The 16549-nt window shown below is 43.0% G+C and carries 15 protein-coding genes; 7 read left to right on the top strand and 8 right to left on the bottom strand.

The features are described 5' to 3' along the window. Positions 1-153 precede the first annotated feature (153 nt). Positions 154-5868, bottom strand: a complete 5715-nt coding sequence (locus tag M3180_RS16380) for a right-handed parallel beta-helix repeat-containing protein (RefSeq protein ID WP_251669472.1) — start codon at positions 5866-5868, stop codon at positions 154-156. A gap of 539 nt (positions 5869-6407) precedes the next feature. Between M3180_RS16380 and M3180_RS16385 the strand changes: the two genes are divergently transcribed. The 5 genes from M3180_RS16385 (at position 6408) to M3180_RS16405 (ending at position 10382) form a co-directional block, all read left to right on the top strand. Further along, positions 6408-7388, top strand: coding sequence for an aldo/keto reductase (locus tag M3180_RS16385; RefSeq protein ID WP_251669474.1), 981 nt, complete (start codon positions 6408-6410; stop codon positions 7386-7388). A gap of 165 nt (positions 7389-7553) precedes the next feature. Continuing rightward, positions 7554-7973: a hypothetical protein gene (locus M3180_RS16390; RefSeq protein WP_251669475.1), complete on the top strand. Its 420-nt coding sequence runs from the start codon at positions 7554-7556 to the stop codon at positions 7971-7973. A gap of 226 nt (positions 7974-8199) precedes the next feature. Then, positions 8200-8607 (top strand): DoxX family protein, encoded by a 408-nt coding sequence (locus M3180_RS16395; protein ID WP_251669477.1) that lies wholly within the window; start codon positions 8200-8202, stop codon positions 8605-8607. A 71-nt stretch (positions 8608-8678) separates the two neighbouring features. Next, positions 8679-9734 (top strand): LLM class flavin-dependent oxidoreductase, encoded by a 1056-nt coding sequence (locus tag M3180_RS16400; RefSeq protein ID WP_251669479.1) that lies wholly within the window; start codon positions 8679-8681, stop codon positions 9732-9734. Positions 9735-9785: 51 nt separating this feature from the next. Next, positions 9786-10382 carry an NADPH-dependent FMN reductase gene (locus M3180_RS16405; protein ID WP_251669481.1) on the top strand — a complete coding sequence of 199 codons (597 nt, stop codon included), beginning with the start codon at positions 9786-9788 and terminating at the stop codon, positions 10380-10382. Between the two features lie 144 nt (positions 10383-10526). Here M3180_RS16405 and M3180_RS16410 read toward each other — a convergent pair whose 3' ends face one another. The 5 genes from M3180_RS16410 to M3180_RS16430 all read right to left on the bottom strand — a co-directional run bounded on the left by M3180_RS16410 (position 10527) and on the right by M3180_RS16430 (position 13170). Continuing rightward, positions 10527-11042, bottom strand: a complete 516-nt coding sequence (locus M3180_RS16410; protein ID WP_251669489.1) for a hypothetical protein — start codon at positions 11040-11042, stop codon at positions 10527-10529. 147 nt (positions 11043-11189) lie between these two features. Beyond that, positions 11190-11573 (bottom strand): DUF4183 domain-containing protein, encoded by a 384-nt coding sequence (locus M3180_RS16415; protein WP_251669491.1) that lies wholly within the window; start codon positions 11571-11573, stop codon positions 11190-11192. Positions 11574-11692: 119 nt separating this feature from the next. Next, the gene (locus M3180_RS16420) at positions 11693-11977 is read right to left on the bottom strand and encodes a DUF4183 domain-containing protein (RefSeq protein WP_251669492.1); all 285 of its coding nucleotides are present in this window, start codon (positions 11975-11977) and stop codon (positions 11693-11695) included. 351 nt (positions 11978-12328) lie between these two features. Further along, on the bottom strand, positions 12329-12976 hold the full coding sequence (locus tag M3180_RS16425) for a DsbA family oxidoreductase (RefSeq protein WP_251669494.1): 648 nt from the start codon (positions 12974-12976) through the stop codon (positions 12329-12331). Next, a complete protein-coding gene (locus tag M3180_RS16430; RefSeq protein WP_251669497.1) occupies positions 12973-13170 on the bottom strand; it encodes a hypothetical protein in 198 nt (65 codons plus the stop codon). The genes M3180_RS16425 and M3180_RS16430 overlap by 4 nt, the downstream gene beginning before the upstream one ends. A 353-nt stretch (positions 13171-13523) precedes the next feature. On the opposite strand from M3180_RS16430, the gene M3180_RS16435 reads away from it, so the two are divergent. Then, positions 13524-14456, top strand: coding sequence for a YheC/YheD family protein (locus M3180_RS16435; protein WP_251669499.1), 933 nt, complete (start codon positions 13524-13526; stop codon positions 14454-14456). A gap of 57 nt (positions 14457-14513) precedes the next feature. On the opposite strand, the gene M3180_RS16440 is transcribed toward M3180_RS16435, so the two are convergent. Beyond that, positions 14514-15446 carry an NADP-dependent oxidoreductase gene (locus M3180_RS16440; protein ID WP_251669501.1) on the bottom strand — a complete coding sequence of 311 codons (933 nt, stop codon included), beginning with the start codon at positions 15444-15446 and terminating at the stop codon, positions 14514-14516. Between the two features lie 168 nt (positions 15447-15614). Here M3180_RS16440 and M3180_RS16445 point away from each other — a divergent pair, with 168 nt between their 5' ends. After that, the gene (locus tag M3180_RS16445) at positions 15615-16175 is read left to right on the top strand and encodes a TetR/AcrR family transcriptional regulator (protein ID WP_251669503.1); all 561 of its coding nucleotides are present in this window, start codon (positions 15615-15617) and stop codon (positions 16173-16175) included. 71 nt (positions 16176-16246) lie between these two features. Here the strand turns inward: M3180_RS16445 and M3180_RS22785 are convergent, their stop codons facing one another. Further along, positions 16247-16378, bottom strand: coding sequence for a hypothetical protein (locus tag M3180_RS22785; protein ID WP_285855764.1), 132 nt, complete (start codon positions 16376-16378; stop codon positions 16247-16249). Positions 16379-16549 lie beyond the last annotated feature (171 nt).

Raw genomic sequence — 16549 nt, forward strand, 5'->3', positions numbered from 1 at the left:
AATGTCAACAACGTTTTTTCAGCATTATCAATCGAATAAAGCCCCAATGATTAGAACGGATTCTAACCACTGGGGCTTAAAGCATAACTGTACATTAAACCTTATTATTTAGATAACAATGATAATACTTGCAACTTTGTAATCTAACGGGAGCTAATAGCGCTGAAATACTAACCGCTCGATAAACACTGCTGCCTCGGCTCGTGTCGTTATCCCTTGGGCTGCAATCTTGTCGTCATAACCCTCGATGATTCCATGATCAATTAGCGCAGCGATGATCTCTTTAGCATAGCTAGCTATGCTCGATGCATCTGCAAATCGTTCTAAAGCTGCATCATCGTGAGCCAGGCTGAGCCGCAGCTCCTCCACCCTCTGGATTGCTTTGTAAGCCATCACAAACATTTCTTGACGCTCGATCTGTTGATTCGGCTTAAACTCACCTGTTGGATAGCCGTTCACAATGCCAAGCTGCTGTGCCTTAACGATGGCATCATAGTAATAAGCATCACGATCAACATCGGTAAATGCTGCTGCTTGATCTGACCTAGCAGATAAGCCCAAAGCACGCATAAGCATAACTATGAAATCAGCTCGCGTTATGGTTTCATTCGGGGCGAAGCTAGATTCATTAACCCCATTAATGACTCCTTTAGCTGCCAGCGTACGAATAGCATTATATGCCCAATGCGTACTTGGCACATCAACGAATGATTTACTGCCTATGCCTACAGCAAACTCACCGAGATGATTGGCCTTCCATCTCATACCCTTCGCCTTAGCATCATAGTACGCATTGGGAATCGGCGTACTCGTACCGCCCTTAGCCATATGCCATATTGTGAGCATCGAGAGCTCGTTGTTGTTTTCAACAGCTGGTTCATACGGTACGAATAGCTGCAATGCGGAGTCTAGATCTAGACCGTCCAGCGGCTGATCATTCCAATACAGCTCAAATGCAATGGCTGAGTTTACGCGCTCATCATTAGCCGATGGCGAAGCATTGGACGCTTCCTCTATATCTCGAATGCTCACTAGCAGCGTATCTTGCTCACCCATCGTTCGGCCACTAAATGCTTGACTAGGGATGACGATGCTGCCAGCATCGGTTACAAGCTCGATGTTATACGCTTCAATACTTGCGTCAAACAAATGAGCAGGCAGCTTTAACCGATAGTTTTTCTGCACCTGAGCACTTTGATCAGCTAGAGTAATGGTAATGCTGCGCTTGGATAGCTGATCTAAACCATCCAATGCCGCCTTCGCTTGAGCAGCTGTTAGCTCTCCAGCTACGACGCCATTAGCGACTGAGCCCTGCATCACAATTGACGTTGTAGGAGCAGGACTAGGCTCGATAATAGGTTGGCTTGGTGTGTGTGGATTGTTATTCGTTATCGGAGCAATAAAGCTTAAGAAATCTCCAAGCACAATATTACCCGCTTCGTCACGCGCAATATGTTCTGGTAACTCTAGACTTTTGAAATTGCTTTCTGTAATCTCGGTTCCAGCGTGATTGGCAAACCGCGCTCCATCATAGAGATAGTTGGTTAACGATCGAACAGCATCAGGCACCTGGTCTTTAGCGATGCTTTCTGTTGCAAAGGAAACGAAGCTGTCAACTGTAAAGTCAGGGGTAATATGCGGATAGGTCGTAAAAACAATATTCCCCTTCGCATTGTTGAAGCCTATATTATTGCGTGCGATTACCCCAGGATTACTATTGCTTGTAAAGCCCACTGTTCCATTGTTAAAAGCAATACTGTTGCGAATAACATGTTGCACATGGATGCCTTCACCACCTAGCTTGAAGCCGTTGCCGTCACCCTTTAGCTCCGAGCTCCCTATCGGATAGCCGTTGTTATACGCAATGCTGTTTTCAATCGTTACTGCTCCAATAGCCCCTGAGCCGGCCTTCGTATACAAATCCCAGCCATCATCTACGTTATTGTAGGCAATCGCACCGCGGAACACATTGCCTACACCAGAGGTTAGCTTCGCTGCAAAACCGTCTGCATTGTTGTCGGAAGGATCTCGATTGGCAAATGAATCACTGTTTAGAATCAAGTTATACGACGGCCAATCTTCGATATTTGTCGAATCATCCGTCCTGCTAATTTGCAGGCCGGTATCCCCGTGCTCATAGAAACGGCTAAGCTCAATAATGTTGTGGCTTCCGCCAATCGTAAAGCCTTTCGTATTGCCTGCTGAACGAGCAAAATCTATTCCGATGATATGCCAGTAGTTCCCGCTTAACACGACGCCCTCTGATTTCTTATTAAAGTCGATGACGGGTCTTGCGCCATCCGCTGCCTTTAATGTCTTCATCGCAGCTTCCGTTCCATCATTATACTTTTGAATATTCAGCCTGCGATCTCGCACATAGTGACCGTCTTGGACAATAATTGTTTGCCCTGGCGCCACATACTGGATAGCTGTATCAAGATCAAGCGGGTCCTCTAATGTACCAGCTGCCTCAGCGCTTCCATCAGGAGCGACATAAATATCACCTTCATACTGCTTTGCGGTTACAGTCCGGTTAAGAATAATCGTCTCATGGCTTGTTAGAAGCTCACTGTCACTAGGATTAAAGCTAATTGTAAACCGATTATGTCCACGCTCGATATTCGTTGCTTGAGTGAGGACTTGATTCGCTTCTATCGACACATCACTAGCAATGATTGTATTACCCTGCTTAATCGTTACTAGCCCCGACGTATTCGACTTCAGCTTGATCTCATATTGATCCGTCGTTGAGGTGTTTAATGGAGATATCCAAGTAATCTCAGGCTCAAGCGGAGCAGCAGGCGGCTCAACTCGAGGAGGATCGGATGCGACAGCAGTCACGTTAAGCTCAATATTATGAACCTCAATCGTTGCTAATCGCGCTGCATAAAACCCTACATACATCTTATTGTCCTGCACACTTAAAATATGTGGCGTATAGAGGATGGCAGGCTCGCTGTCATTCAGCTGAGCTGTAAATCCGCTGTTCGTTTTAGCTAAAGTCAATCGATAGGATTGTGCAGGATAAGTATTACCTGGCGCTGGTCGTTCCGCTTGAAGCATAACGGATTGGATGCCTTGACTTCCGCTGCCATCCGGCGACTCAATGCCAGTCCGAACAAATAGCTGTGTTCCATTCGGATTACGTGTTCCACCGCTATAGCCGCCGACTGCAGCAATATTCGAAGCAAATACCGACGAATCATTAGCCGCTCCAATTGCATCCCGCGCCATAATGCCAAATGACTCCTGACCATCATGATCAGGTGACTTAGCATATTCGATAACTTTAATGTCTGCAGACAGTTCGAAGTTATCCTCTAATGCATCCAGCTCGACATAATAGAAGCTAATCCCGTCATGATCACCTGTTACTTTCCCCGCAGAGCCACCGATTGCTTTTAACGTAACCACTCCCTGCTCATCGACCTCAATCGTGTTATTGCTTGCCGAGGTAGACTGGCCAAACCGAATGCTTTTCCACTCCACTGGTGCAGCATCGCGGACATGCACGATCAGCTCTAATGCGGGCAGCTGCTCATTGTTGGATGTAATCATTAGCTTGTACTCGCCCGCTGCCTCCGCGTTAAAGCTAGAGGAATCCAAGCTGTATTCGTTATCTGTAATCGCTTCCAATTCACCGTTATCATAAGCAATTGCCAGCTCTAGCTGAGCTACATCCAAGCTTTTCCCGAGCTTATAGGTTGTTTTAGGGTACTTAGTAATAACTAGAGCTACAGCTTCCTTCTCCTTCACGGTTAACGGCAGCGTGACCGACTGTTCGCGATAGGTGATCACCAGTTGCTGCTCACCAGCACTAGCAGTACTGAATCCAGAAATCGTCAAAGCCTCTTTCTCGATTCGTTTTCTTGTGCCGTCACTATATTGTCCGTACACCATCAATCCATCGAGCTCTAGCTCTTCGCCAATAAAATATGTTGTCTTTATTGGCTGCTGTGTAATCTCCAGACTCGTTAAGCTAGCATCTACAACATTAACGGTAAATTCAGTAGCTACATCAGTACCTTCCGTTGCTACAACATTAACGGTGTAGCTGCCTGCAGTCGTAAAGCGATGCTTGTCTCCTTTATCATTATTGCCAAAGCCATCATAGCGTTGACCCTCTATCATGATGGAATATAGATCGGGTGTAAGCTCACGATACATATAGCCATCTTCATAATTAGCTTCAACCGTTAATCCGTGAAGCTGAAGCTCTTCCCCAACATAGTAGCTTGTAACGGCTGGTTCGTATACGATCTCAAGCGAGGTCACCTGTAAAGCCACCACCTCATAGGCTAGCAGTGCAGTCTGCCCTTTATAATGAACCATTAAATGCTTAATGCCAAGCTCAGAGCTGTCAAAGCCTGTTACCAGGTACTCATCCTCTGAAAGCACGCTCCGACTTCCGTCACTCATCACTGCTGTCACCGTGAGCCCCGTCAGATCCAGCTCCTCATGAAGGCGATATGTTGTTTTCATCGCTGTTGTGTTCAGCTCAATCGCATGTACTGCTGCTGTATCAATGGACAGCTGGATATTAGAAAACGTCACCTGTGCATCACGCGCAACATATACACCGGCATACAACTGCTCTGAAAATAACTGTTCTGCGCTTATAACCTGACTTTCACCATTGACGGATAATGTATAGCTATCTTGATTTTTTTCTATTTTGAGCTCATATTGCTCATCAGCTGCTGGAGGATTGGCTAATGAAAAAGCGTCAAGCTTCGTTTGTGTTCCTCCACTGCCACCTTCGACTCCAAATTTGTAATAGCCCTTCATCACCGTATCGAGTGCACCAACAGCAACGTAGTTAGAGGTAATCGTTGCAGAGCCTTCACCGACCGTATCGCGCAGCATCAATCCGAATGATTTTTGATTAGGCGTGGAGATCGATGTATTGCTGTTGAACGCTTCAACCTTAGCAGTTGCCTGCAGTGTAAAGCTTGCTTCAGCGGGAACCTCGTAGGCTAATAGCGATAAGCCCTCATCGCCAGAAGCTATCTTTCCACCCGAAGCCTCTAGCGTGTATGCACCAGGATCTTGCAGCATGGGCTCTGGATTCTTTTCCTCTGAAGTATTGCTGCCGAAGGCATAAAACTTCAGCTCACCAAGCTCTGGTACTGTCGGCTCGTTAGATGCAACGGTAAGCTCGATATTGTCATAGGTTATATCTGCATTGCGAGCAGTGAATAGCCCAACATAGCTAATGTCTGATACATAGTCATCAACGACAGAGCTATAGCCATTTACCGTTACAACGATAAGACCCGATGTTTTTTTAACGTTAAGCTGATAGCTGTTATTCGCTGCTGGGGCTGACAATTGCTCATCCAAGTCACGTTTTGCCTGTTCGGTATTTACTCTGCTAAACAGCTTCAGCTTTTTATCTAAGGCTCCTACTGCCAAATAATCATCCTTCGCATAATCGCTCCCGTGAACATTGTTGTACACTGTATTTCTTAGCATCACACCAAAGGAAGCTTGATTATTGTCTGCAATACTATGAATGGTAGCAGTAGCTGAAAATTCAAAATCTTGATCCTGCGGCACGGACTGATAGACATAAGCAATCCCATCTGTCGTAGAGGATATCTTGCCGCGATCGTTCATGCTTTTCATATGAACGCTTCCCTGCTCATCCTCGACCATACTAAAATTAGCAGCAGTAATTTTATCTTGTCCCCCGACATCACCGAATACGGAGGCTTGCCAGCTAGAATTAGGCTGAAGCTGCGCGATGGCCGGCTCTTGAGGCGGCTCGCTCGCACTCTCTTCTGCTAATACGCCAATATTGGCGGGCAATAACAGCATCATTGCAAGTAATGAAGTCAATGTTTTACCTATCCATTTACTTTTCATCCGATAGTTTTCATCTCCTTGCTTGAATTTCCTTGCCTGATTATTGAAACCGCTTGCAAATCGTTATTTCTTAAATTACACTAACCCTATTTAGTTCCTTTGCATCCTCTTTAACTCTCTTTCATCCTTGTACATGCACTTTAATCCTCTTTAGTCCAATTCAAGAATCTGGACCTTAATCTACACAGCCTCCTCATGCACCTTTCCCTCCTTGTCGTCTTTCACCTCACTTTCTCTAAACACACATTGAGTGTATCGCAATGAGATTATCATCTTTTCAGCCTAAACCTGCTGTCCAGACTATACTATAGCGAAGGATTGCAGTACCTCAATAATCATGTAAACAGGCTTTTGCTCTTACGGATAAGACGGACGAATGATACGTTATTTTTATGAATTAACAACATAATGCTTATTGCCTCCAAAAATGATTATTCTAGATGATTAGGACATCTATGAACGCATATAAGAAGAAAGGTGAAAAAAATACCATTTATCCCGTATAATAGAGAGGTACAAATTCATAAGGGGTGTGACGCATGCAATATACATATCTAGGTCGTTCTGGATTAAAGGTGAGCAAGCTTTGCCTAGGCACGATGAATTTTGGAGTAAGCACAGACGAAAAGGAAGCTTTTCGCATTATGGATGCTGCGGTGGACGCTGGCATTAATTTCTTCGATACAGCCAACGTTTACGGCTGGGGTGAGAATGCAGGCAGAACCGAGGAGATTATAGGTCGATGGTTCGCACAGGGCGGTGGACGTCGTGAAAAGGTTGTATTGGCTACGAAATTCTTCGGTAAAATGCATGATGAGCATGATGGTCCGAATGATGATGGCGGACTTTCAGCGTATAAGCTTCGTCGTCATTTGGAAGGCTCATTAAAGCGTCTGCAGACCGATCATATCGAGCTATATCAGATGCACCACGTGGATCGCAACGTCTCTTGGGATGAGCTGTGGGAAGGGTTCCGCGTAGCGATCAATCAAGGGAAAATCGGATACGTTGGCTCGAGTAATTTCGCGGGCTTCGACCTTGTGAAAGCGCAATATGAAGCAAAATCTCACAATATGCTAGGCTTAGTCAGTGAGCAGCATAAATACAGCTTATTGTGCCGACTTCCTGAATTAGAGCTGCTACCAGCTGCACAGGAGCAAGGTATTGGCGTTATTGCTTGGAGTCCATTAGATGGCGGTCTGCTAAGTGGACATGCTCTTAAACCGATTGAAGGATCGACGCGTGCCAACAATCCTGATCGTGTAGAAAAGCATCGCCAGCAGCTCGAAGCTTTCGAGCGTCTATGCAAGGAAATTGGCGAAAGTGAAGCGAATGTTGCATTGGCTTGGACGTTGACCCATCCTGCCTTAACGGCACCAATTATCGGTCCACGTACACTCGAGCAGCTGCAAGGTGCGCTGCGTGTCGTCGATATTGTATTAGAGGAATCTGTACTTAAGCAGCTAGATGAAATCTTCCCTGGTCCAGGTGGCGCTGCGCCAAAAGCTTACGCTTGGTAACTAACTCTTAACGATCGACTGAGCATGCTACGGCGTAATCCAATTAAATTTAGCTTAATGATTCAAGATCGAATAAATACAACACCCCCTAACTACTAACGTTAGGGGTATCTTCGTGTTACCATATAAGTAACAACTGCAACAACTACTGAAGGAGCTCGATGAATGAAACAACCGTATAGCTTGATCCAAGATAAATGGAAATGGAATGTCGTTTTAACGCTTGGTGGTGCATTGATGGGAGCTGGAATTGCTGACTGCTTATTCTCATTAAGACAGATGGACTTGAATCAGCTCGCTAGAGGACTCACAATCTTTAGTGCAGGTCTTACGATATTAGTTGTTTTGGACAACACGAAAACGCAAAAAAAATCGGAAGACATGCAAAAAGAGAATCAGCTTCGTCTTGAAAAGGTTGAGGATCAGCTAAACGCCATTCATCACACGCAACAGCTGACGGAGAAGCAGCTGAATGAAATAAAGGACTTGCTGCGTCAAGCTAATGAAGACAAGCGATTGCAGCAACACAATCAGCATACAGAGACTCAAGAAATAAACGAAAAAGCACCTACCGAAAGTACATAGGTTCAAAATCGATTCAACGGATTCATTCCATATCCTTATCGTGTCCTAACAAAAAAGCCGAAATTCACAACAATGTGAATCTCGGCTTTTGTTTAATCTGCTGTATTTTACTTACAAAAGTATATTAAACAACTTTTTTATGTTTAATTACTTGACAAAATTACATTAACTAAATATACTTACTTTCAGAAAGTAACTAACAAAACACAACAGGAGGGACATACGAATGAAAAAAAATCAAATAGGTCAAGCGATCTTACGTGTTATGCTTGGTTTTATTTTTTTCATACATGGTGTAGACAAATTTAGAGGCGGAATCAACTACATTGTTGAATACTTTGAAAGCTTAGGTATTCCAGGTTTTATGGCTTATGTTGTCGCTATCATCGAATTAGTTGGCGGTATTGCATTAATCCTCGGCATTGGTACAAGAATCGTTGCGATACTAACTGCTCTAATTATGGTGGGAGCTATCTTTACCGCAAAGCTTTCATTAGGTCTGCTTGGAGTAGAAGGCATGGCTGGCTATGAGCTAGATCTTGCGCTGCTTGCGATGTCTATCTATCTGATCTTGGCAAGAAAAATTTATATCTCTCTAGATGCACTAATGTTCAAAAAACAAGAAAACAACTAATATGCTGAAGGATTAGCGCATTGCTAGTCCTTCTATCGAATAAATAAACGATGTTGTTAGGCGGTGGAGATATGAAGGATACAGGAATTGAGATTGGCCTATACACGCTCGCTGATATATGTCCTGATCCGCATACAGGTAGTGCGGTCAGCGCAAGTCAGCGTATGAAGGAAATCGTTGAAGCTGCTAAACTTGCTGATGAGGCGGGACTAGATGTGTTTGGAGTTGGTGAGCATCACAGGCTAGATTACGCCGTATCTTCTCCTGCCGTTGTTTTAGCCAGCATCGCTCAGGTCACCAAACGCATCAAACTGACAAGTGCTACTACTGTGTTAAGCACAGTAGACCCCGTACGTCTTTTTGAGGACTTTGCTACATTAGACTTGCTTTCTGATGGTCGTGCAGAAATCATTGCCGGTCGAGGAGCTTTTATAGAATCTTTTCCTTTATTTGGTTATAATACTAACAACTACGATGCTTTATTCTCAGAGCATATGGATTTATTGCTCAAGCTTAATAATAATGCAACGGTTTCCTGGGAGGGTCAATTCCGACCATCCTTACGTAATGCAGAGATTGCTCCCCGTCCCTTGCAGCAAGAGATTCCTATATGGACTGGGGTTGGTGGAACACCAGAGAGTGCTATTCGAGCAGGGAAACTAGGAACCGGTATAGCTTTGGCTATACTTGGCGGAGATCCTATACGATTTAAGCCACTCGTCGATCTGTACCGCAAGGCTGGAATCGAGGCTGGCCATAGTGAAGAGAAGCTAAAGGTTGGCGTAACGGGACATGGATTCCTAGCAGCCACCACTCAGGAGGCTAAGCAGCAGTTTTATCCTTACTATTCTAACTATTGGTACCATGTAAACAAGCAGCGTGGAGGCTTAACGTTCAGGATGTCTGAAGCAGAGTTTGAGCAGATGACCCGTCCTGAAACTGCCTTATTCGTTGGAAGTCCGCAGCAAATTGCTGAGAAAATTGTTCAGCAGCACGAGCTTTTTGGACATCAGCGTTTCATGGCGCAAATCGATATCGGTGGATTGCCGTTCAACAAAGTAGCGGAAGGTATCGAGCTGCTAGCTACAAAAGTAGCACCAATCGTTAGGAAACAAACAAGTAAGTGAGTTCATCCATCACTCATAACAACTTAAGAATGACAGCTGGAGGTGTAAACGATGGGTTTTTTAGATAAACTATTTGGTAGAACAACGAAGGAGGAAAAAGTTATGGCAGAAAAATTAAACATCGGTATCATTTTGGGAAGTACACGTGAAGGACGTGTAAGTCCGCAGGTAGGTAACTGGGTAAAAGAAATTGCTAACAAACGCGGGGATGCTAACTATGAAATTGTTGACATCGCTGATTTCAACCTTCCGTTTCTAGGAACAACAGATGGTACTGAGCCTGGCATTGCAGCATGGAATCAAAAGCTTGCTAGCCTAGATGGTTTTATCTTCATCGTTCAGGAATACAATCACAGCATTACAGGCGCACTAAAAAATGCACTAGACTTTGCTCGTGAAGCTTGGAACAACAAAGCTGCGGGAATCGTAAGCTACGGTTCTGTAGGTGGAGCTCGTGCCGCTGAGCATCTACGTGGCATTTTGGGAGAGCTTGCAGTGGCAGATGTTCGTACACATCCTGCTTTGTCCTTGTTCACAGACTTCGAGAACGGTTCAAACTTCAAGCCTGCTGACATGCATGCCAATACGGTAAACGAAATGCTTGACCAGCTTGTTAAATGGTCAACTGCACTAAAAACTATTCGATAAAGCATAACATTAAAGCTTATCGATTCAGAATAAAATAGTCGTAAAAACTGCCCTTTTCATATATTAGAAAAGGGCAGTTTTATTATGCTATGTCCTACTGCCTCAAACTCCTTCGATGAAAGTCTGTCAGCGGAAGAAGCATTGCTAGTCCATAATTTTTTCATGTTTTGCTTTCGATCTCATATGGAATAACACTTTTACTATGATTGCAATGAGCGAAACACCTACTGCAATGATGATGCTTTCCGTTTCATTGAGGCCAACTACATAGCCAATGATATAATAAATCATTATTCGCATGAGAAACAGCATGATCTCATAATACAGCTGTCTACCTACAATATATTTCAAAGTAAATTCAATAAGATGATCAAGAGTAACTATATAAATCAAATACGAGATGGCTAATATCACTAGCTGATTCATGCTGATCTCTAAGGAAAAAACGATATTAACAATACTCGTTGAACCAACGATAGCAAAGACAACGAGTCCGATAAATGCAGTGATAATAAGGGAAAATGCTGCCGAAAGAAAAACAACCTTCCTATTACTTATTTTTTCTCCTTCAGCTTCTAGTTTATTCTTACTATATATAAACGTAAAAATAAGTAGTATTGAGATGATATATATGACCAGTAAAGTAACGATTATGCTCATAGGTTACACTCTCCTCATTAAAGGAGTACGCATGTATGACCTGTTCGGTTTCATGGACCAGCTTACCAAAGAGGTTTAAGTAGAAAAAGCCCAAAAACTGTAACTTCTTTACAGTAAAATTGGGCATAAGATCAATAACTCTACTATTTATGTCTCAACCGTAGATTCAGAGACCGGAACGTAGTTAACGACTTTAAGGACAATCGGCGAATCTGCTAGAATCGCTTCACCATCTACAGGAACTGTAATCGCCAGCGATCCAGTGCCAGCCGCCCCAGCTGTATAAACGCTGATTCCGTCCATTTGTGGAACTCCATTTATAAAAACCTGAGTGTAACTGTTATCTACCGCAAGCTCCGGCAGTGCTGTAGCGACTGCACCTGTATCATCGAAAAAATCATCTGTGTTAATCGTTAATGTTGCGCCTGCCGCAGTATCTACGGTGGTGACGTAAAAAAACTTAGCGGAATCAGGCCCTACCGTTGTTGTGGTGTTTACAACTACCTGTAGCTTCATTATTTGTAATGCCATAATTAGCCCTCCTTCCTTATCGATTTCCCTTCACTTCATAGAGTTTGAGAAAGGTTAATTACATATTATTCATAAAAATCTACGTTGTTCGGGTAGACTTATCCTCAAATTCTATCAAGTTATACAATATACGCTTTAATTTTGATCGATTCTATAATGATAGGTGTTCCTGCCAATATCGTTGTTCCAGTTCGTTTGATGTAAAGTGCATCCTTACTTACGTCGAAAAGGCCTCCAGCCTGAATAACTCCATTAATAAACAAATTATAATATCCTTTTTTCCCAACGCTCTGAAAACGTTCAATCGTCTTACCACTGTCGTCTGTAAATTGGCCTGCAGGTAACCTCCATTCTTCGGATAACGTAACATCTATGGAAGGAATAAAGAAGTATCGTTGGATCATGGGACGAAACCGAATTTTTGAGGATTTCCTCTTGCTTCGTCTATGTCTCCTTTTGCAACGAGGAGGGGATTTTTTGTCTACAAAGCCTGTTAATTTGAAGCAGTATTTTTTCTTGCATTTTTTTCTTTGCATCTTCATCACCCCCAGCCTCAGACTATAGTATTTATATGCCTTAATGAAGAACGGGGGTTGAAGCAACGGCCTATGGTGTCACTCTGCCAAGTGCTTTTTAATGGCTGCTGTGCATATGAAAAAGCCCCAGCAAGCAGGTTTCAAAACCTGCAAGGCTGAGGCTGTAATGCGTATATCCTTTATTTATTCAATGCTTTAGTCTTACAGTGGTTTCTAGCCTTATTGCTCGGCCTTTTCTTCTTCCCACACCGTATCCAAAACCTGGCTAAAATATGGAACCGGCTGTGCGCCAGAAACAGCATACTTGTCGTTAAACACAAAGAAAGGCACACCTTGCACACCAATCTGTCGTGATTCGGCGATATCCTTACTCACCTTCTCGGCATACTCTTTCCCTGCTATGATGCCGCGAACTTTCTCTCCAGCAAGTCCTACCTCTTCAGCCAAGCGGACAATAGCTTCTGGATCACTTAAAACCTCACCCTCTGCAAAATGAGCAGCGTATAAACGATCAAAAAACTCATTACCTTTTCCCTGCTCTTTTGCATATTGGAATACGTGATGTGCGTCAGCCGTGCTAGCAAACTTTGCGATATCGTAATTAATGTCAACGCCTGATGCTTTGGCCATATCCGTAACCTGCTGTAGCATCGCCTTCGTTTGTTCAACAGGAATGCCTTTAAGGTTAGAAAATGATTCGTAATACGCCTCACCTGGAACGTACTCGGCATCTGGTGATAGCAAAAAGCTTTTATATTCGATTTCAACGTTTTCGGCATGTTCAAAGCTCTCTAAAGCCTTTGCTAAATGTGCTTCTCCAATGTAACAGAACGGACATACAAAATCAGACCATATCGTAATTTTCATTCTTTTTCCTCTTTCCCTTGGGTGATTGGTCCACATATTCCAGTATTAATATCACAGACGAAGCCTGCAGCTCCATCTATATTTTTTAATACTTGAATACGGTTTAGATCTTTAGCTTTTATAGTAGAACCGTTGTCTTTAGAAACAGTATCTTTAGATGGTTTTATGACATCATTTTGCTTTTCATCCGCCATCGTTATACCTCCCCTGTATACATAAACTGCTATGATCAAGTTACTAACCTTTTTTTATAATCTGTAACAATTATAGTTACAATTAAAACCCCTGTCAAATCCAATCCATTCTATTAAACTCCCAATAAAATGATCCACTAACTACCATATGTACCTGTCCGATTCACAAACGATGAATATATTAATAGCATCAAGAATAAACGTGAGGTGATTGTATTGGAGGTGATCACACCTTGTTAATCGGAGTATGTGTTTCTAATGAGAAACGAAAGTTCAGAGCCTATGTCAAAGAACGGCTCAAATTATATTCGGGGAATGCTGAGCTGATTGCATTTCGAATGAAGGACCTAGACTTGAAGCGTAAGAGAGTAAAAGGAGAATACTTGAAGAAGAAAGGTAAAAAAATTCATCGTGTGAAGGGAGTCTATCCACTCCCTGCTGCTATTTATGTACAAACATATGTCCATCCACGTATGCTAAAAAAACTGGAGAAGGCCATAGGCCGAAAGGTCTTCAACAACTTCATATGTGACAAATGGCAATGCTCGAAGCTTCTCTTCGCCGATACAGAGCTACAAGCTTATCTTCCATACACACGAAAATTGAAGGATTTAACCAGCGTGCAAAAAGCACTAGATCGCTATCGAGATGTTATTCTAAAACCTATTAATGCAGTGTACGCCTACGGTGGCAAAGGGATTATTCGTGTACGGCTGGAGGAGGATAATGAGATCGAGGCCTATTATTGGAGTTCGAAAGGAATGAACAAGAAAATTTTCACTTCTTATAACAGCTTGTGGAAGTTTTTATTGGATAAGCGATCTGATGATGACTATATCGTTCAACAGTTTATTCCCACGATGAAAGTTGAAGATAACGCAACCGATATCCGGTTGCATATGAATAGAGACGGTTCTGGACAATGGGTAGTGTCTGATATTCTGCTACGCGTCGCCACGAATGAAAGTCATCTTAGTCATCAGCTTAACATGACTCTTGAAATTGATTATCTGGATAATAAGTTTCCTCAGCATCAAGGTGAAACAGATGAGTCATATATGAAAGAATCCATTATAAAGGTTGGGCTAATGATTTGCCGTGCATTCGATCATGCAGGGTATCATATGGGAGATTTGGGCATCGACATCGGCGTCGATGAGCACGGTCATCCTTGGGTATTTGAAGTCAATACCCTCCCAAATCCATATCCCTCTTATAATTATGCAGCATTCACATATCCTATTGAATATGCGCTTTATCTTGCGGCCAAGAAGAAGAAGACATGACGTCTCTTCTTCTTTTTTAGTCTCTTCCTCTATTCTGCATCTTACTTACTACCCATTTTATTCTCGAATTTGTATCACTAGCTTCCCTCTCGTATGCTTTGTTTCAATTCGCGTATGAGCCATTCGCAGAGCTTCTTCAGCTAGTGGATATGCTTCATTAATATAGGATTTTAGGCTTTGCTCTTGCAGCCACCCTTCGATCTGCTCCAGCTCTTCTCGCTTCGGATTCACGACGACAAATTTACCTTCTACTCCATAGGCTTTGACTATATCTTCAATAGATGGTGTTACAATCGATACGATTCTGCCGCCTTGCTTCAGCACGTTGCTGTTTTTCTGTTGATCTATTCCCATAATAAAATCAAAAACGATATCCACGTCACGAGCTGCTTCTGAAAAATCAACAGACGTGTAATCAATAACCTCGTCCGCACCTAAGCTGCGAACAAATTCATGATTACTTGCCCTTGCTGTTGTCATCACATAAGCTCCTGCGCGCTTGGCCATTTGAATTGCAACATGGCCTACCCCACCTGCTCCGCCATGGATCAGCACTCGCTGACCTTCCTTTAGCTCACCATAATGGAATAATGAGTGCCAGGCTGTCAGCGCGACTGCGGGTAATGCCCCCGCTTCCTGAAAAGTGATCGTAGAGGAAAGCTTGGCTAATTGATCCTCCTCAGCAACTGCATATTCCGCATAAGTCCCCGTACTCCCTAAGCCGAATACTCGATCTCCTTGCTTAAATTGCGTTACCGCAGTACCGACCTCCTTCACAACGCCTGCAAGATCTAGTCCTAGAATATGAGGAAAGCTATGCACTGGAAATACCTCCTGCATAACACCTGCCCGAATATTGCAGTCAACCGGATTGACGGACGTTGCATACAGTTCAACAAGCACCTGATTGTCGTTATAGCTTGGCACAGCCACTTGCTCACCTCTCAGCACATCTGGATTTCCGTATTCTTGTATCGTTATCGCTCTCATTTGGATAGCCTCCTTAATTTATGATCATTTGTTGAATAATCAACAACTGTCTATTACAATGAAATTGTATGGATTAATTTGGAAGAGAGCAATCGTTAATACTGCTCGAAATGTTCATTAATCAACACATTCTACATAAATGTTCATCTAAATAGGGAGGCCGTAACGATGACAGTGGATCGTCGAGTATTAAAGTCACAGGAAGCGATAAAAAAAGCCTTCTTCGAGCTCATGGCTGAAAAAGACTTCAAGGATATTACCGTTCATCTCATATCGGAAAGGGCTAACCTCAATCGGGGTACATTCTATCTACATTACTTAGATAAGTTTGACCTGTTAGACAAGTGTATTGAGGAGCAATTCGCCGAGTTAATGCGAGTTTGTGCTGCGAAGGAGCATGATCAGACACATTACCCTACATTCGATTCCATACTAACGACTACGCAATATTTTGAGGAGCATTTCATGTTCTATTCTTGCATGTTGAACAACAAAGGCATGCCTTCCTTTCGCGATCGAATGCTTGATCTCATGGTGAAGGGCATACATGAGCAGATCAATATGAGTGATATCAATAAAGGGATGAACAAGGATATTCTCGTCCAATTCATGGCATCAGCCATTGTAGGCATCATCGAATGGTGGATAGTGAACCACATGCCGGTCCCCGCACAGCAATTGGCTAAAGAGCTATGGACGCTGCTGGAAAGAAATCAGATTAATCAGTAGCCGATCGTAATGACTTCATAGTCTTATTTAAGGCTTATATCGAAGCCAAGCATCTATCTAACATCCAACCATTATCCTAGGTTAAACAAACCCTTAACAAAGCCAACGATGGTGTTGCCTGCCAAAAACTTAAGTGCCATGACCGAGATTACGACGATTACGCCTACGATGATTCCATAGGTTTCTTTTTTGGATTTTGACATAGTTACTATATACACTCCTTTAATACGTGTTCTTACTATTACATTAACAAAGGAGTAGTTTGGATTTTTGATATCGTTTGCTATGTTTTCATTTGAGGTAAATGCCATGCATTGCCACACTTATGGAAGTTACACTATAATTTACCTAGTTAAAGCAAGTACGGTACGGAA

It is taken from the genome of Paenibacillus camelliae, assembly GCF_023715345.1.
Classification (GTDB): domain Bacteria; phylum Bacillota; class Bacilli; order Paenibacillales; family Paenibacillaceae; genus Pristimantibacillus; species Pristimantibacillus camelliae.